Source organism: Gallibacterium salpingitidis, from assembly GCF_030517105.1.
Lineage (GTDB): Bacteria > Pseudomonadota > Gammaproteobacteria > Enterobacterales > Pasteurellaceae > Gallibacterium > Gallibacterium salpingitidis.
Map to the genome: position 1 here is coordinate 930205 of NZ_CP103875.1, position 17968 is coordinate 948172.

Below are 17968 nucleotides of genomic sequence, written 5' to 3' on the forward strand. Positions count from 1 at the left end.
CAAAGCTGCTTATTCAGCAGTAAAGACTTAATAGAATTGACTATTTTATAAGCTATCTGTTCGACAGAAAATTTTATTCAATATTAACTATTCCCTAAACTGTCTATACGATAGCTTTGGTTATAATCATTAAAAATGATGTTAAAAACAATACTACTATTGTTTGTAGTAAGCAAGATTTTTATAAAAATTTTTTTGTACAGCGTATGAAATTTTATGCGTTTTTCAGTTAAAAAAAGAGTAGTGAGTAGCGAGATGTTTGACGAGAATTTGACGTAAAAGTTAAGAAAAGAGGGTATTATTTGATAAATAATGAGTTGTATTATATGATTGGCTAAAAGTTAGGTCTTTGATTTTAAAAAAGTTTTTTGTTTATTAATATTTATACGTTTGCGGATTCAAAATCCGCCGCCCTTAAAAGCGTGTCGGTTCGAGTCCGACCCTAGGCACCATTACTCTTTCCGTAACCTCTCATAACTTTCCAAAAAATCCTTGATAAAACCAGTTCTGATAAGGTTTTTCAGCTTTTTCACTTTCCGTAATGGTTCACATTAATTCGTTTTAAGTCTTGAATTTTAGTAACAGCCTTAGTAACAAGGTTGGTGATTTTACACACAACCTTGTTGTTCTCTTTTAATTACTCTGTATTTTTCTAATCGCAATTTCTATTGCAAAAGGAATTGAGCTGCCATGATTAGTTTTGGGAATACTGATAAGTTTGCTATTCCATTTCTGTGTTAAAAATTGTTGGTTTACATTTTCTACTCTTAATTGCTGGCGGCGTTGTTTGATCCGAGCTAATCTTTCCGAATCAATATTAGGATCAGCGCTAGGATTTTGTTCATATTCTCCAATCGTCAAAGTAACAGAATGAGGTTGTTGGTCTTTATTTGTCCAATATTGCATAATGCTACCGTTTCCCCACCATAATGACGGACTAGCTAAGACATAATCATCAAAGGTATGAGTACGAGTAAATAAAGTATATAAACCGAATAACCCACCGAAAGAGTGTCCAAAAAATAAACTTTTCTTGATTTGATATTGTTGATGAATAGTAGGTAAAACTTGCGTAACAATAAAATTGAGAAAATCTTCTGCTTTGCCGCCTTTTGCAAATTCTTCTCCTACGGCAGGAAAAGTATAATCACGAGTTCGTTCTGGTACTGCATAATCTTTATCAGTGATGTAACCAATACCAACAATAAGTGGCAGAGGCTTTGTGACATCGATTTTTGATAAAGCAATTGGAAATTGTGCATTAGCGTCTAGTAGAAAAAACAATTTATGGCTGTGTTGAATTTTTGGCGCAGCAATAAAGAGTCGATATTGTTGTTGGTGATAAGTAATATCTTGTTGTGAAAGATCAAAATATTGGTTTAGTTTTTCCATTGGTAGTGTCGATTTTTGTGCGGTCACGTTAGTTACAATCAGAAATGAAATGCCAATCATAAATAATTGGCATTTGTTATGGAAAAATTGCTTTACTGCACTGCGGCAGCAAAGCAATATAGATAGGAATTTGCTCATTAGAATGAAACCGTCATATTTGCCCAATAACGACGTCCATCAACAACAGACCAGTTACCGCCATTATCTGCATCAATAGTTTCACCACGAGTATTGCCAATATTTAATACGGCAAAGCTAAATAATACGTCTTTACTAAATTGGTAATTTAAGCCGAAGTCAACGGTACTATAAGCATCAGCATAGCGAGCTGGTCCTTTACTATATCCAGTACGTTGGTCTGCCCAAATACGTTTACCAACATAGTTATAACGAAGATAAGAATCCCATTGCTCGTTCATTTGCCAATTTAATTTTGCATTGGCACTATGTTTTGGTGTATTTGCTAGCGGATAACCATCATAAGAGAATTTTGCATCAGGTAGTTTGTCTTCTTTACGTTTTGAATTTTGGTAAGTGTAATTCAGTTCTAAATTCCAAGCTTTATGAAGAGGAATAAAGGCTGCAAGTTCAACTCCTTTGATATTAGCTTTACCAACATTATCATAGGTAAATAGATTTCCTCCAGTAACTGGATCGGTTTTTCCAGCTAACTGATAGCTGATCAGTTTATTTTTAAAATCAGTATTAAATAGTGTCATTGAGGCTCTAAGACCATTTACACCATTATACTCAACACCAATTTCTTGGTTGACACTTGTTTCTGGTTTTAGATCAGCGTTCCCATAAATAACGCCAGCGCCACTTTGGGTTGAGGTAATATAGTTCGGGCTAATTTCACGAATGCTCGGAGCTTTAAATGCTTTAGCAACGCCACCTTTTACAGTCCATTCATTATTTAAGTGATAGACTAAGTAAGCACGAGGATTCCAGTGAGTACCATATTTCTCATGGTGATCCATACGAGCCCCTAATGTTAGTAATAAATCTTTGGTTAGGCTGATTTCATCTTCTAAAAAGAGTGCCTTTTGCGACATACTTTCTTCAAGTTGCTGAGTTTTTGCTTTTTTATTGACGACTTTAGTTACAGAGTCATCTTCTAATTTTGCATGTTGATATTGTCCACCAAAGACAAAGAAGTGTGAACCCAGCGGTAACATAAATTTTGCGTCAAATACAGTATTAGTAATTTCAGGGCTGCGTGGGTCATAACCTTTTAATTTTTCAGACCAAACCTCACGTTTTGCAGTTTCTTGGTATAAGCTAATTTCTGAATTAAATTTTCCCCAATCACCATAATGACTTATTGCCCAATGATTGCGAGAGAATTTAGTGGTGGATTGTACATTTTTAGTAATTGAACCGCCTCGGTTGGTTGTGGCAGCAAGAGATTCTCCAGGAGTTGCGGTTTTTTCTTGACGGTTACGACCAGCTTCAAATTCAAATTTATGCTTTTCATTTGGGGCTTGAATTGTCAAACCAAGTGCAACACTTTATCAAAATAGACCTCATAAGGTGTCTTCCAATTTAAACATTTACGTGGTCGGTGATTAAGTTTATCGACCGCCGCCTGTATCTTCACTTCTGAAACGGGTGTCATATCCATACCTTTCGGAAAATACTGTCGCAATAACCCATTAGCGTTTTCATCCGTTCCCCGCTGCCAAGGCTGATGTGGCGGAGGAAAATAAAATTCAACTTCAAGCGCTGATGTCACCTGCTGATGTTTGGCAAATTCTTTTCCTCTATCGGGCGTAATGCTCTTGAGGGGTTGATTTCTCAATACTGTTTCCATCGCCTTAACCACGTCTTCCGATTTTTTTGAAGATAACTTCGTCGCAATTAGAAAGCGACTGCGTCTATCATTCAACGTCAGCAAGCAGGCTTTGCCAAACTGCCCTGATACCGTATCCGCTTCCCAATCCCCCCAAGCGACTTCGCTCATTGGCTTCCTGTGGGCGTTGGTTTAACTCGTGGCTAATAATAATTTTGCCTCGTTTTTCTACACTGTTCACACGATGGCGCCGCTTGCCTTTATGACGCAGATAGCGTTTCGCGGTTTTACGCGCGTTATCAAACAGGCAGTCATTCATCGCCCGATAGATTGTCGTAAAACTAATTTGATATGGGCTGTTCTCGTGCTTTAACCGTTGCGAAATCTGCTCGGGCGACCAGTTATCCACGATGAACTTCTGCTTTACCAACTCAAAGAGGGCGGCGTTTTTTAGCTTCTTGTTTGGTTTACATTTAGCTCGTTTCTGCTGATAACCTTGTTGAGCCAACTGGGCAGTATAGCAGCACCTTGAGCAGCGTTTTAACTCTCTTGAAATCGTGGATTTATGTCGTTTGAGTGCAACGGCAATAGCGCCAATCGTGTGTCCCAATGCGTGAAAAATCATTATCTTTTCACGCTCATCTATTGTAAGATGGCGATAAGTGTTCATAAGTTTTTGTCCTTAATTTTTTCGAAAAATAAATTATAGCGGATTTCCTTATGAACACTTTTTTTATTTGTTGCACTTAGATTGTAAATTCAAGACTCAAATATTAATTAAGCTCTTCTAGTGGATACTTCCATATCCAATTACTTTCAAAATAACACTGCTTCAGAGAACCTGTACTATCATACTTCACTTAGTTCTTTAAGCTTGGAAGACGTGTAGCTAAGCCTCGTATACCAACAGCATGCACTTTACCAGTGATTTGGAAGATTCAAACGTAACTATTCTACTTGTTGCTCTATACATTAGTTTACTTAAATATCTTCACTACTTCCTAGTATAGGTTCTTTAATAAATATTTATGTCATTAAGTAAATGAAATAGAATTTTCATAAATGTGATAAAGATCACATATTTAACTTTTTCTTTAAATATTTATTGAATATATTTTGAGCATTTCTTACTATTGTGTTTATCATTATAAATGAGAACAATTCTTATTTATATTTGTTGTTAATGGGTAGGGGATTAAAATATGAAAAGTAAAGCTATCATATCTCTTTATGCTTGGGGAGCCAGCTTTGTTTATGCCATTCCAATTTATGCCGAGGCAACTGAACAACTTGGTACTATTGTTGTCCATGCTACTTCTGAAAAAAAAGACGAGCAGGGTAAAGACGATGAGTATCAACGTAATATCACCAATATATACATGGGCAAAGACACCGTGGAACGCTACAAAGGTGCTGCACCGGCAGATTTGTTCCAAGGCTTTAACGGTGTTTACAGCGGAGATGCTCGTAATAGCGGTGCAGTAGATCCAAATATCCGAGGTATACAAGGGCAAGGTCGTATTCCCGTTACTATAGATGGCACAGAACAGGCACTTACTACTTGGCGTGGTTATAACGGAGCCAATAACCGTAATTATCTTGACCCAAATCTAATCGGCGGTATTACCGTAGAAAAGGGGCCTGATTTAGCTTCAGGTCATCAATCTGGTATTGGCGGTGCGGTAAAAATGCGTACGATTGATGCCGATGATATTGTCAAGCCCGGACAAAAAATAGGTGTGGAACTGAAGTTAGAAACCAGTAATAATTCCGTAAAAGAACGCATTCCTGATTTTAAATGGGGGCAGGATTATCGCGTAGTCGGTGATGGCACACCAGGTGATTTCTCTCCCATTACATTGGTAAAACCACAAACCAAAGGAAAATATTTTAAAGACAATGCTATGCGTTTAGCTATTGGTGTAAAAGAAGATAAATTCGATGTTCTTGCCGCATATAGTTATCGTAGTAAAGGAAATTATCTAGCGGGAAAAGGTGGCGCTCATAAATATGAAGGTATTGTCGATCAAGATTCAGGACGGGATATTAAGCAGATTGAACCGAATTTACCCTTTGCCGCATCAATTTATCGCCCGCATACCGAAATTCCAAATACGTCTAGTACTATGGAATCCTATTTACTAAAAAATACTGTTCGTTTAACAGATAAACAAACATTGAAGATGGGATATCGTAATACAAAGATTACTTATGGCGAAATAATGCCGTCTCGTCTTGATTTTAAGGCATTTCACGGATTTGTTCCGCAATGGCCGCTTGCAACTGTTAAGCAAAATGCCTTTAATTTAGATTATGAATATAACCCGGATAATCCATGGATCAATTTTAAAGCAGGCGCGTGGTACACCCGCACTAAGAGCGATACCAATACTTCAGGCGGAAATCCGCGTGAAGCCAACTCAATGGATGTAAATTGGACCTTAGCAACCAGTTCATGTGTTTCTGTTAATCCTTTTCCAACAACGCCACATGATTACCTTATTATTGACCACGCTTGTTTAACTGAAAAAGGTGAACAGTTAATTAAAAAAAATCCGAATACTAACGGTAAATACAGCTATGTTAATGCAGCTCAGGTCAATGCCTATAATACTCGACGAGGTATTCACTTAAGTAATACCATGAATCTAACCGATAAACTAGATTTAACGATTTCAGGCGCATTACAAAAAGAATTATTAACCAGTAGCCATTTTAATGCCAAACCAAACCCAAGTAGTACTTATGAGAGCCCGCCACGCGCGGGGCGACGCAAAGAATGGGATATTACCTTTAATTTTAACTATCGTCCTACAGATTGGTTAATGCTTACTGCAGGTGCTCGTTATAACGAATATTGGTCGTTTGATGATTATTTAGACTATTTGGTGAAATCAGGGGAATTAGATAAACTTTATGATGATGAAATTAATGTGGGACAGTCTTTTGAATATAATGAAGTGATGAATAAAGATGAATGGGAACAATATCAGGCACTAGAAAAACAATGGCAAGAATGTAATAGCTGCCCTAGTGAGAATGAGATATATTCAAAGTTAGAAAAATTGAAAAAAAAAGCAAGTTCAGTTGAAGAAGGCAGACGTTATCGAGTTGGTTCAATAGATTGGCGTTATCGTGATGATGGGCGGTTACATCGAGAAGATAATCCTTTTTATAATGGTAAATTAAAAAATGAAAAAATAAAGGATCCGATAACAGGAGAACTTGTTAGTAAATATGAAATGCATGGCAGTATGCTCTCATTTAGTGAAGAAATGAAAGAAATCGATAAATTAACCAAAGTGGAGAAAAAACGTGGACATGCCTTTTCTCCTGCATTTTCTATTACGGCATTTTTGACTGATCATTCTCGTATGTATTTACGTTATACCCAATACGCCCGTATGCCGAGTATTTTTGAAACGACAGTCGGGTTTTCTGCCAGCGCGGATACTTCGGCACGTTTTAAAAATGCCAAATTGAAACCAGAAAAAGCCCGTAATATTGAGATTGGTTATGTACATGATCTAGGGCATTATTTTAGTTCACCCACTAAAGCAGATATTAAGTTAAGCTACTACCATAATGAAACCCGAAATGTGATAGACCGTGATACCGAATTTCGTTTTGTGCAATTAGCTAAACGTAAATTAGAAGGGATTGAATTACAAGCTCGTTATGATAACGGAGATTTCTTTGGTGATTTAGGAGTTGAATATCATCTAAAAAATAAGGTGTGTGATGCTGATACCGCAGTAGAATTAGATCCTATCCAAATGCGCGTCCCAAGTTGTATCACTGGCGGTTTTGCATGGGGATATCTGCGTACGCAATTGCAACCCAAATATTCGATCAGTGCTAATTTAGGTGCACGTTTCTTTGCGCGTAAGTTAGAAATCGGTACGCGCTGGCTTTATCACAGTAAAGCAAAAAATAAAGATGAAGACAGACTATGGAAACTAAAAGTTTTAGATGACGGGGTTTGGAATCGACCAATGTCTTGGCAACCGGTATTAACACTGGATGCGTATATTAAGTATCAATTCTCACCAAATTTAACTATGGAATTAATCGGTACCAATTTAACTGACCGTTATTATCTTGACCCAATGACACGTTCAATGATTCCTGCACCAGGTAGAACGGTGAAACTTGAGGTTACAGCAAGATTTTAGTAGAACATTTACGTCCTTCTAAAAGGAGGCAGCAAAACTTTGTGACCAAACGCCGCTTTACTGCCTTATGAAAACATACAATTTCAATCAGAAAATGTATGGATATTTATCCGGGAAATAATTCCCACAATAAACGTGGAGATTTTATCATGAAAAAATCGATTTTAGCTACCGTAATTTTAGCTGCATTTTCAGTAGCTGCAACCGCACAAGCTGCGGTTGTTACTTCAGGCATTTCTAATGACAGAGTAGCCTTGCAACTTCCTGCAAAAGGCTCAACTAAACATAATGGTTGGTTCCATCAAGATAAGGGGGGCTTGCCTGGTGTAAAAGTTGAAGGTGTAACTAAGAAAGTCACCAGTTTCCAATCATTAACTAACATCACAAAAAATACTCAGTGGTTAAAAGTATTTGGCGGAGTAGATAAAAATGGTGTTGTGGTATTGAAAATGGGGAACTTACCGAGTTGGGTACCTGGCTTCCATGACAAATTAGGCAATTTTGCCTTTAAAAAAGTAGGTGCGGAAGAACTTTACTTCGGTGAATGGTTAGCCAAAGGAGGCGATATTAATAAAGATCGTGTTGTTTACTATGCCGGCAATAACAAAACGGAGGTTATGCCGACAGGTGGAACAGCAGTGTATGACGTTGTGGGTATCAATAATAACTCAGAGTTAGACAATGTAGTATTAAAAGGTCAAATGACGGCCGATTTCAACAAAGGGAAACTTAACGGTTCTATCAGTAAATCAGGATTAACAGTAAAAGTGGAAGATGCCAAAATTAACTTTGACGCCAGTTTCACAGGTAATGCCGTTGCAAATGGTAATATTAAAGGGATGACTAACGGCCATTTCTTTGGTAAGGATGCCGCAGCTTTGGCTGGTTATGCTAAATTTAATGGTAATAACCAATACGATACTGCATTTGGAGGTACGAAGAAATAATTGTTTTATTATGAAAGGGGAAAATATCCCCTTTTTTCTTATTGTTATACGGATTTCTTATGAAAAAGCATTGTTTAATTTATTTATTATTCTGTTTTTGTGCAACAGCATTTGCAGATATACAGGAACAGGATGCATTGCGTTTATGGCGACAACACACACGGCAATCAACACAGCAACAGCATGAAAAACATACTATAAATGACTCACAGCCTTTGAACGAAATTACTATTGATGGGCAATCCTTTGAAGTAGAGCAAAATGTCCAAGCAGTAGGGCAGGCGCTGTATATTGCATTGAACCAACAACTATGGCAATACGCTGAGAAATTTTTAGCCCAATATAAAACATTTGCGGATCATAAAACTGAACTCGTTTGGTTTGCCGAAGGTGCGTTAGCTCATGAACGCGGAGATTTTTCTTTAGCGGAACAACGTTATCATCAGTTGTTACAAGCTCAACCTGATTTTCTGCGAGGGCAGTTAGATTTAGCTAGAATTTTGTTTAAAGATAAAAAAAATATGGAATCGGCCGCACTTTTCCGTAAGATAGCGCAACAACCGTTACCTGAGAGCGTACTTGATACTGTACGAGATTATCAACAAGCATTGGAACAACGAGAACGTTGGTATAACTCGTTTACATTCGGTTATCTATATAATAAAAATTTGAATCAGTCACCACAGCAAGAAAAATGTTTATTGGAAAGTAACGGTCAATGTCTGATAAATAGGCGTTCGCCCGATGCGATTAATACCCATGGTTGGCGTTACGATTTTACTGCACAACGCCGTATTTCGTTGCATAGCCATCATGGTTTGGCATTTTACCTCAATAGCTATGGGCAATTTTATCCACATGAACATGAATACAATGAAAATACGTTAAAAACTTATGTAGGATACAGTTTTAGTAATGCTAATACAGAGATTTCCGTTGCACCGTTACTGGAACATAATGTCTTCGGTAATCATCGTAATTATCACGGTTGGGGAGGACATTTTGAATGGACGCAAAATATTTCATCTCGTCATTTATGGAATATGCAATTTGAGCAGAAAAGATTGCACTATAGTGATCATTATAGCAGCTTCACTAAAGCAAATTTAAGTACGTTATTCGGTACTTGGTATTATTTGTATTCGCCAAAAACTACGTTGTTCGGTGGAGTGGATTGGCAATACCGTTCTACACCTGATCATGCCCAAGCCTATCATTTACTCGGTGCACGTTTAGGTTTTAATCATCAATTTGACTTTGGATTAAATGCGACTGCAATAGCATTGTTACGCCGTTATAACTATCAAAGCTATCATGCCGCATTAGAAGTTACCCGTAAGGATCGGCAACAGATTTATCTGTTAATTTTAAAAATGCCCCAATGGAACTTCAAAGGTATCACGCCTAATTTGTTATTTAAACATACACGTAATCATAGCAATGCCGATTATATATATTCTTACAAACAAAGTGAGGTACAACTGAATTTTGAATTACAGTTCTAGGATATAGAGATTCAAGTGTGAGTAAATTACTAACAATATTTCATCAACTTGTAATTATGAGTTATGTACTTTACGTCTAAAAAATTTTTTTATCAATAATAAACTTCATATTCAAAGTATTTGCTTTAACAGGCTAAATCCACAAAATTCTGTGGCTCAAGGAATTGAATGTTAGTTCTTATATATGTGCTGACTTACATTGCATGTTAAGGACCTATTACATTTGATGATATATTGGAAATATTACGGCATAATGTCAAGTCTTTCCTTAATATCACTATAGAACACCTACATTCAGGCTTTACAAACATAAAAAAGCTGCGTAGGATCATTGATGTTGATTAAGTGATCAATACCCATTTTGGGATGTATTGGCTAGGTACACCCAACAATAGGAAGTATTTTAGCGGATTGACTAGAATATATTCCTACGCACTTGATTCAAAATCCGCCGCCCTTAAAAGCGTGTCGGTTCGAGTCTGACCCTAGCACCATATGAAATAGATTTCTTTAGTGTAAAAACCTGTGAATTATCAATTATTTGCAGGTTTTTTATTTATGCAGCATCAATAAGATCATCATTATCTGCTTTGCTATTTGCTATATCCAAAGTAGAGTTTGACGAAAATTTGACGTGATTGGCGTATGTCAATAAATGATCGGCATTTAAGTGAGCATACTTTTGCACTATTTCTATTGTTTCCCAACCTCCTAATTCTTTAAGTACCATTAGCGGGGTACCGCTCTGAAAAATCGCCAATTTAGCCCAGATTGCCAGACCACCGTATTGTGTGGAGATACTACCTATCTTAAGGTCAATGGAGAATGGCATTATCTTGCGGTTGTGCTGAATTTAGCCCATCGCCAAGTAGTAGGTTGGCGATTGCAAAGAGAGCATAATGCGGATTTAGTGGTAGAGGCATTAAATCCTGCGATGCTAACGACAGCAAGGACAAAAGAGATGATATTTCATTCAGACCAAGAGAGTATTTATCGGAGTTATCCCTTTACGCAATGTGTGAAACGTCATGGATTAATCCAGAGTATGAGCCGTCGCGGCAATTGTTGGGATAATGCGCCGATGGAGCGTTGGTTTAGAAGTTTTAAATATGAATGGATGTTAAAAGGGGGTTATGCTTCATTGTCGGCAGCGAAGGAGGATATTAAGAATTATGTATTTTATTATAATACCGTTCGTCCTCATGCTTACAATCAGGGATTACCACCCGTTTTAGCAAAACAACCTATCAGGGACTGTTAAATTAGTGGATCACTACATTTTTATTTTTAACATTTTGGAATAAATACAACTAAAAAGATGGAAATTCATGAATTTAAAACTTGATGAAAACGGAAACGTTGTTGTTATTGATGGCAAGTCAATTTATATCCACGACGACAGTAAAGAGATCACATCTAATAGAAGACCAGTAAAACTGGCCTTTCTATTAAAGTGATTGCATAGATGTAGCAAAAAAAGGTTGAATATGTATATTGCAATGCTGTTCTGTTTGCCATAGATCATATTCGCTTTGCATGTTAAGCCAGAAAATTGGTTCAGTATTTAGTGCTTGTCCTAACCTAATTGCCATTTCAGCAGAAACAGCGGCTTTAGCGTTTAATACACGAGATAAAGTAACACGAGATACACCTAATTTCTTAGCGGCTTCTGTAACAGACATGTCTCCCAAATATTCTTTTAATACTTCACCAGGATGAGCAGGGTTATACATACGCATAAAACCTCCTAATTAATGATAATCTTGATAATCAACGACTTCAGCGCGACCATTTTCAAATTTAAATGTAATACGCCAATTACCATTTACTTTAATAGACCAGTGGTTAACGAGCTTACCTTTTAATTGATGTAGGTTCCAACTCGGCGGCACTCTTAAATCCAATGGACTTGTTGCACTGTTTAAGGCAGTAAGCTGGATTCTCAATTTACTTGCGTGGCTGGGTTGAATTCCAGATGTTGAGCCAGTTATAAAAAACAATTCCAACCCTTTATGTTTAAATGACTTAATCATCAATATAACTCATTCATTTGTATAGTGTAACTATACATTATTAAGGTGAACCTGTAAATGTATGCGATACAAACCTTTGAGGTTTTGCAATGGAAACATTTAATTATCAGTTGAGTTATGGCATAAAAATGAAGAAAAACCATCTAGCCAACTTTAGGAATGCAATTCATAAAAAACTACACCCAAATACATAAAAGTAGATGAGGTGTAGTTTTTAGAAATTAATTATTTATATTTTTTGTGATAATCGTTGCGGATAGAAAGTAATGTTTTGGCTTTTTCTTTGGCTTGCTCAAGTTCGCCTTTTGCTGCTAACGCGGAGGATTCGTCAATAACAGCGATAAAATGCTGCATACCTTGCTGATAATCTTTAAATTCAGCACTATCCTTACCTTTATTCGCTAAGCTGCCAGGGACAAGATCAAGTGAACGTTGTGCTGCAGCTTTAAGCTCAGAAAGGTGTTTTTGCATAGTTTCTGCGTTATCGGCTTTTAACGCTGGCCCAATATTTTTAGCAAAAAACTGCATTTCTTGAACAACAGTATCAGCCATACTAAAGGCGCTAAAAGCTAATAAACCACTAAATAGTACAGTTTTCATTAAAGTTGTTGTTTTCATCATCACTCCTTTATTAGTTATACAAAATCGTAAAAATAAGCTAACAAGCGAAACAACTATAACGTTTAATTAACGCTATTTCTAATTATTTTTTCGATGTTTTTAAGCCCGTTTAACCGAGTTTCAGTCAAACGTTGTTCAATTTTTAATTGTTGTAATAAAGGAGTAATTTGGAATGTTTTCAGTTGCTCACCGTTTTGTTCGCTAATTGCTGTTTGTAAGATAAAAAGAATGCCATTCAAAATGCGCGCCTCACTATAAGCAATACATTGCCATTGCTGATTTTGATAAAAGATTTTAAACCACAAACGACTTTCGCAACCCTCAATTAGTGGTAATTGCTCAAGTAGATGCTCGTCAGGTTTCGGTAACTGTTTTGCTAGCAAAATCAGCTGACGATAGCGTTGTTCCCAACTTGTACATTGTGCAAAGAGCGTTTCAATTTCGGCAAAAGTCATTCATCCTCCAAGATAGCGAGAGCATTATCCAAAGCATTAAAAAATAAATTTAGATCCTGTTGATGATTATAAGGCGCTAATGAAATACGTAAGGTACCGCGCTGTTGTAAAAAATGTAGATAAGGTTGTGCGCAATGTTGCCCTGTGCGTAATGCAATTTGCTGTTCGCTCAACAGGGTTGCCAAATCGCTATTATCAATATGTTGAAACACAAAGCTAATAATATGGCTATCAATATCACTGAATATTTGGCAATTAGCATATTGTGTTAGACGTTGGTGAAATTGTTGTGCTAATTGTCGGGTATAAGCCATTAACTGGGCAAAATCGTATTGTTGCAACCATTGCAAGACTGCGCCAAAACCAATAACCGCAGCAATATTTGGTGTACCAGCTTCAAGGCGATAAGGTAATTCTTGAAAAGTAGTTTGTTGGTTGGTGACTTGTTGCACCATTTTCCCACCAAATAAAAGCGGCGTTAATTGCTGTAATGCGGATTTCTTTCCTGATAATACACCTAAGCCAGTTGGCCCAAATAGCTTATGAGCGGAAAATGCTAAGAAATCAATATCCATTTGTTGTAGTGAAATTTTTTGATGCAACACTGCTTGCGCTGCATCAATAACAATAAAGGCATTTGGTGCCAATTGACGAATTAACGGACAAAATTGTTCTAAAGGCTGCCGATAACCTGTTACATTCGAAACTAGATTTAATGCAACAATTTTGGTTTGTGGTGAAAGCGCTTGCTTTAGTGAAGCCATATCTATTTGATAATTGGCTTGTAGTGGTAAGACAACCAGTTTTACTTTGTGTACCAATGCGAGTTGTTGCCAAACAACAAAATTAGCATGATGTTCAGCTTCACTAATAATGATTTCATCATTTGGCGACAATGTATGTCGTAAACCGTAAGCAATCGTATTGATGCTATGAGTGGTGCCCGATGTCCAAACAATGCACGGACTATCCTCTGCATCAATAAATTCAGCAGTGATTTGACGTGCTTGTTCAAATAGTTGCGTTTGTTGCCAATCATATTGGCTGCGATGCACAGAACCAGCCGAACAATAAAATTGGGTTGTTGCTTCAATTAATGTTTGCGGGCGCAATGTTGTTGCAGCCGAATCTAAATAAACTGCAGTTGGATTCTGCTGCAAAAAAGGAAATTCCGCTCGAAAATTTTCAAGATCAAAAATTGGTATAGTCATTAACGGCATAATGAATTACAAGGAATACCATCATGATTACCATCTAAGTAATCAGCAGAGCATTGTTTAAAAAATTGGGTAGCTTCTGCACAAGATGAGAAACTTTTACAACTACGACGAGTGCCACAATTGTTGCTAGTCACGCTGGTTTTTCCTGGTTTTGGTAATGCTAGCAGAGGAGCCGTTGGATTTTGCGCTAATGGTGCACTTGGATTTTTCTCATGTTTGCGCCAATTGCTTGGATAAATTGGATTCTCATCTTGCCATAATCCAAGTCTTTTTTGTCTTGCTTCTGTTTCAGCTTGTAAGTATTGATTGCTATGTAAATATTCACGATAAGCCCAGGCTAAACCTTGTTGCACCATCGTTAAATTGATATTTTTTCCGCTAGCATCAAATACTTGCCCCACCACACGTCCATAACGATCATATTCATCTGATTGAATCGTAATGTTTTTCTTAAAAATCAATTGGGAAAGTAATTGGCGAGAACGATCACCATAAGGTTGTTTTTTTTCTGGTGCATCAACTTGTGCCAAACGTACGCGAATTTGTTTATTATTTTTTAATAAGCAAGTAAAGGTATCACCATCACTGATACTTACTACACGACATTGAATTTCACGAGCGGCAAAACTGTTGATTGCAACTAAAGTAAATAAAAATGCAATAATTATTCTTTTCATAACACTAAATTTATTTAAAAAAGTGACATTGATCACAAAATGGGAGTAGAATAGGTCCAATATTATTACACATTTCTATCGATGATGTTTCATAAAATCGTTGCTCTATTACGTTCACTCGCTATTTTATACGCCATGTTATACCTTGGTGAAGGGATTAATTATCTTTTACCTATTGGTATTCCAGCGAGCATTTGGGGATTGTTGTTACTATTCACAGCATTGACACTAAAACTGATTAAAGAAGAATGGGTTTTACCTAGTGGTGCATTATTAATCCGCTATATGTCAGTACTATTTATTCCTCTTAGTGTCGGTATCATAGATTATTTTGATATTTTGACTAAACAGGCGTTATCTTTATTAATTCCAACCATTATTAGTACCTGTTTGGTATTGGTTTTTACCGCGTTATTAGCCGATTACTTCTTCTCTTATAATTCATTTGTTAAATTGCGTAAAAAGGCAAAAAAACGTAGTTTACGAGGTACAAAATGATTTATCTATATTGCGTGATGACCATTGTCACCTTTTCACTTGCTGTTGCTATCAATGAAAGAATTAAGTCATTAGTATTCAATTCTTTTGTGATTACAGTCTGTGTGTTAATTGCAATTTTATTAATCTTTGATATTCCTTATCACGATTACATTGCTGGCAATAAACCTTTGAGTGAATTATTAGGTCCATCTATTGTTGCATTAGCTATACCGCTCTATGAACAATTAAAGCAAATTAAACAATATTGGCGCAGTATTTTATTTATCACAACAATTTCATCAGCAGTTGCGATGATGAGTGGTGCATTAGTCGCATTTATGTTGGGCGGTGATCAACAAGTAATGGCGACTCTATTTGCGAAGTCGATTACCACACCATTAGCAATGGCGGTGTCGGGTACTATCGGCGGCGTACCAACGATTACAGTGGTATTAGTCATTATTGCTGGCTTGATTGGTTCAGTATTTGGCTACACGATCATCAAATTATTACGGATCAAAAGTAGTGAAGCGGCAGGTTTGGCGATTGGTACAGCTTCACACGCATTGGGTACAGCTGCCTGTATGGAGATTGATAAAAAAGCTGGTACTTATAGTTCCATTGCGTTGGTACTTTGCGGCGTGATTACCTCTTTAATTGCACCATTATTATTTGATTTAGTGCTGATTATTGTGAAAATCTTTTAAAGCGCCTTACGCATATCAATGTGTGGAATGTTATCTTCAAGATAAACTGTTGAAGTGGTAACAAAACCAAAGTGTTGATAAAACTCTTGCAGATAATGTTGTGCCTGAATCACGATAGGTAACTTTGGTGAAGTTTGCTGAATAAAAGTGAGCACTTGTGTAATCAATTGTTTAGCAATGCCTTGACCACGATATTCAGGCATGACTAAAACACGCCCAAAATGAACTTCCTCTTGCTGTTGATAAATTCTGGCATAAGCAACTGATTGCTGATCAATCGTGAACCATAAATGTGTGGCTATGCAATCGATGTTATCGACTTCTTGATAAGGACATTGCTGTTCAACAACAAAAATTGCTGTTCTTGCCTGATAAATCTGGAATAATTCTGTTGTTGTTAATTGTGAGAAAGTTTTACAGTGTAATTGCATCATTATCTTAGTTATAGCAAAGGACTAAAGAAGAAAAAGAGGCGTTCAATAATACGCTGCCATAAAGGACGTTTGCACCATTGTTGATAATCGAGAGGCATAGTTTGTTGATAATAACTTTGATGTAAGGCAGCAATCTCTTTTGCAAAATCGCGGTCTTCAACAATAATCATTACTTCAAAGTTTAATAAAAAGCTACGAATATCCATATTAACGCTGCCGACTAACGCTAAACGTTGATCGATTAGAATACTTTTGGTATGTAGCAGTCCACCGGTAAATTGATGAATTTTTACGCCAGCAGCAAGTAAATTATCAAATAAAGCACGACTCGCCCATTGCACCATCGTGGAATCATTTTTTTGCGGTAAGATAATATTAACTGCAACACCACGTTGAGCGGCAATTTTTAAAGCATCTTCAATACTTTGTGTTGGTACAAAATAGGGTGAAGTAATTGTGATTGATTTGCGTGCCGAGAAAATGGCCGTTAATAACGCTTGCGACATTAAATCATCAGGGAAACCCGGCCCAGTTGCCAAAATTTGTACTGCATGGGAATTGTCTTTTTCAATTGGTAATAATGGACAAAGAGAAAAAGCAAGAGACTGTTGTTGTTCGGTTTCTATTTCCCAGTCCCAAGCGTGTAGATGATTTAGAATGGAAGAAACGGGGCCATCCATTCTTACCATAATATCAATCCATTGACCAACATTGGCATCTTGTTTGAATTGGCTAGGATCAACCATATTCATACTGCCGGTATAAGAAATTTGGTTATCAATCACGACGATTTTACGATGCTGGCGTAAGTCAATTCGTTCCAAAAACATTCGTAATGGGTTAGCGTGCAGTGCTTCGAAAAACATCAATCCTTGTTTACGCAATTGTTGGCAATGTTTGCTTTTTAAGAAATCGCGGCTACCAACGGAATCTAACAAAATATGAATTTGTACACCACGTTGATATGCAGAAATGAGAGCTTGTTCCACCTGTTCAATCAAGCCGCCACTTTGCCAAATATAGAAGGTCATATTAATTGAGAATCTTGCCTTCTCAATATCTTGGATAATACTTTGGATAATACTTTCTGGGGTATTTAGAATATGTAGATCATTACCGAGAATGCAGGGAATTTTTTGCCGTTGCTGGCATAAATCAAAGAGTGGTCGATAGCGTAAAGCCTCGCTACTTTCGATAATATTTTTGTACTGTTGATATTGTTCAAACCACGCAATGTATTTTGGTCGTAATTGGTGGAATAGTTTAGCGCGACGAGAACCTAATTTAATTTCACCAAAGATGAAATAGGCAATAATGCCGATAACAGGCACTACATAAACAATGAGTAACCACGAAAGTGTCACAGAAATTGCTTGCTGTTTGGTAAGTAGGCGTAAGGTAATAGAAACCATACAAATCCAGATTAGCGCTGGAATGGCATATTGTAAAATTGTTGTAATATCTGTACTTACCATTATTTTTATATTATCAAACTATGAATTAGAAAATCGGCAATACGCCGATTTTCTT

General features: G+C 36.9%; 16 protein-coding genes and 2 pseudogenes. 6 read left to right on the forward strand and 12 right to left on the reverse strand.

The window, feature by feature from the left end; translation table 11 throughout:
- Nucleotides 1-633 precede the first annotated feature (633 nt).
- The 3 genes and pseudogenes from NYR30_RS04505 to NYR30_RS04515 form a co-directional block, all read right to left on the reverse strand.
- Complete coding sequence (locus NYR30_RS04505) at nucleotides 634-1530, reverse strand: alpha/beta hydrolase (RefSeq protein WP_302502092.1); 897 nt, start codon at nucleotides 1528-1530, stop codon at nucleotides 634-636.
- Nucleotides 1530-2888, reverse strand: a complete 1359-nt coding sequence (locus tag NYR30_RS04510; protein WP_302502093.1) for a TonB-dependent receptor domain-containing protein — start codon at nucleotides 2886-2888, stop codon at nucleotides 1530-1532. Before NYR30_RS04510 ends, NYR30_RS04505 begins: the two co-directional genes overlap by 1 nt.
- A pseudogene (locus tag NYR30_RS04515) lies at nucleotides 2885-3854 on the reverse strand (IS30 family transposase). Before NYR30_RS04515 ends, NYR30_RS04510 begins: the two are co-directional and overlap by 4 nt.
- 532 nt (nucleotides 3855-4386) lie before the next feature.
- On the opposite strand from NYR30_RS04515, the gene NYR30_RS04520 reads away from it, so the two are divergent.
- The 3 genes from NYR30_RS04520 (at nucleotide 4387) to NYR30_RS04530 (ending at nucleotide 9811) form a co-directional block, all read left to right on the forward strand.
- Complete coding sequence (locus NYR30_RS04520; protein ID WP_302502095.1) at nucleotides 4387-7359, forward strand: TonB-dependent receptor domain-containing protein; 2973 nt, start codon at nucleotides 4387-4389, stop codon at nucleotides 7357-7359.
- 149 nt (nucleotides 7360-7508) lie between these two features.
- Nucleotides 7509-8306 (forward strand): Slam-dependent surface lipoprotein, encoded by a 798-nt coding sequence (locus tag NYR30_RS04525; protein WP_302502097.1) that lies wholly within the window; start codon nucleotides 7509-7511, stop codon nucleotides 8304-8306.
- 59 nt (nucleotides 8307-8365) lie between these two features.
- Nucleotides 8366-9811: a surface lipoprotein assembly modifier gene (locus NYR30_RS04530; protein ID WP_302502099.1), complete on the forward strand. Its 1446-nt coding sequence runs from the start codon at nucleotides 8366-8368 to the stop codon at nucleotides 9809-9811.
- A 556-nt stretch (nucleotides 9812-10367) separates the two neighbouring features.
- On the opposite strand, the pseudogene NYR30_RS04535 reads toward NYR30_RS04530, so the two are convergent.
- Nucleotides 10368-10559, reverse strand: a pseudogene (locus NYR30_RS04535) (site-specific integrase); the annotation flags it as partial.
- Between the two features lie 39 nt (nucleotides 10560-10598).
- On the opposite strand from NYR30_RS04535, the gene NYR30_RS04540 reads away from it, so the two are divergent.
- Entirely contained in the window at nucleotides 10599-11072 is a 474-nt protein-coding gene (locus tag NYR30_RS04540) for an IS3 family transposase (RefSeq protein ID WP_302502101.1), read from the forward strand.
- A gap of 187 nt (nucleotides 11073-11259) precedes the next feature.
- On the opposite strand, the gene NYR30_RS04545 is transcribed toward NYR30_RS04540, so the two are convergent.
- The 6 genes from NYR30_RS04545 to NYR30_RS04570 form a co-directional block, all read right to left on the reverse strand.
- On the reverse strand, nucleotides 11260-11544 hold the full coding sequence (locus NYR30_RS04545) for a HigA family addiction module antitoxin (RefSeq protein ID WP_437125214.1): 285 nt from the start codon (nucleotides 11542-11544) through the stop codon (nucleotides 11260-11262).
- An 18-nt stretch (nucleotides 11545-11562) separates the two neighbouring features.
- Entirely contained in the window at nucleotides 11563-11844 is a 282-nt protein-coding gene (locus NYR30_RS04550) for a type II toxin-antitoxin system RelE/ParE family toxin (RefSeq protein WP_302502104.1), read from the reverse strand.
- Nucleotides 11845-12069: 225 nt separating this feature from the next.
- Nucleotides 12070-12462, reverse strand: coding sequence for a cytochrome b562 (locus NYR30_RS04555; protein ID WP_302502106.1), 393 nt, complete (start codon nucleotides 12460-12462; stop codon nucleotides 12070-12072).
- Nucleotides 12463-12527: 65 nt separating this feature from the next.
- Nucleotides 12528-12920 (reverse strand): SufE family protein, encoded by a 393-nt coding sequence (locus tag NYR30_RS04560; protein WP_302502108.1) that lies wholly within the window; start codon nucleotides 12918-12920, stop codon nucleotides 12528-12530.
- Nucleotides 12917-14140 (reverse strand): aminotransferase class V-fold PLP-dependent enzyme, encoded by a 1224-nt coding sequence (locus NYR30_RS04565; RefSeq protein WP_302502110.1) that lies wholly within the window; start codon nucleotides 14138-14140, stop codon nucleotides 12917-12919. Before NYR30_RS04565 ends, NYR30_RS04560 begins: the two co-directional genes overlap by 4 nt.
- The gene (locus NYR30_RS04570; RefSeq protein ID WP_302502112.1) at nucleotides 14131-14817 is read right to left on the reverse strand and encodes a thermonuclease family protein; all 687 of its coding nucleotides are present in this window, start codon (nucleotides 14815-14817) and stop codon (nucleotides 14131-14133) included. Before NYR30_RS04570 ends, NYR30_RS04565 begins: the two co-directional genes overlap by 10 nt.
- Before the next feature lie 84 nt (nucleotides 14818-14901).
- On the opposite strand from NYR30_RS04570, the gene NYR30_RS04575 reads away from it, so the two are divergent.
- Together NYR30_RS04575 and NYR30_RS04580 are read left to right on the forward strand one after the other, a co-directional pair.
- On the forward strand, nucleotides 14902-15315 hold the full coding sequence (locus tag NYR30_RS04575; RefSeq protein ID WP_066114319.1) for a CidA/LrgA family protein: 414 nt from the start codon (nucleotides 14902-14904) through the stop codon (nucleotides 15313-15315).
- Nucleotides 15312-16004 carry a CidB/LrgB family autolysis modulator gene (locus tag NYR30_RS04580; protein WP_066114307.1) on the forward strand — a complete coding sequence of 231 codons (693 nt, stop codon included), beginning with the start codon at nucleotides 15312-15314 and terminating at the stop codon, nucleotides 16002-16004. Before NYR30_RS04575 ends, NYR30_RS04580 begins: the two co-directional genes overlap by 4 nt.
- Here the strand turns inward: NYR30_RS04580 and NYR30_RS04585 are convergent.
- Nucleotides 16001-16435: a GNAT family N-acetyltransferase gene (locus tag NYR30_RS04585; RefSeq protein WP_302502447.1), complete on the reverse strand. Its 435-nt coding sequence runs from the start codon at nucleotides 16433-16435 to the stop codon at nucleotides 16001-16003. The two genes, NYR30_RS04580 and NYR30_RS04585, sit on opposite strands and share 4 nt — an antisense overlap.
- Before the next feature lie 11 nt (nucleotides 16436-16446).
- Nucleotides 16447-17913 carry a cardiolipin synthase gene (gene cls, locus NYR30_RS04590; RefSeq protein WP_302502114.1) on the reverse strand — a complete coding sequence of 489 codons (1467 nt, stop codon included), beginning with the start codon at nucleotides 17911-17913 and terminating at the stop codon, nucleotides 16447-16449.
- Between the last annotated feature and the right edge of the window lie 55 nt (nucleotides 17914-17968).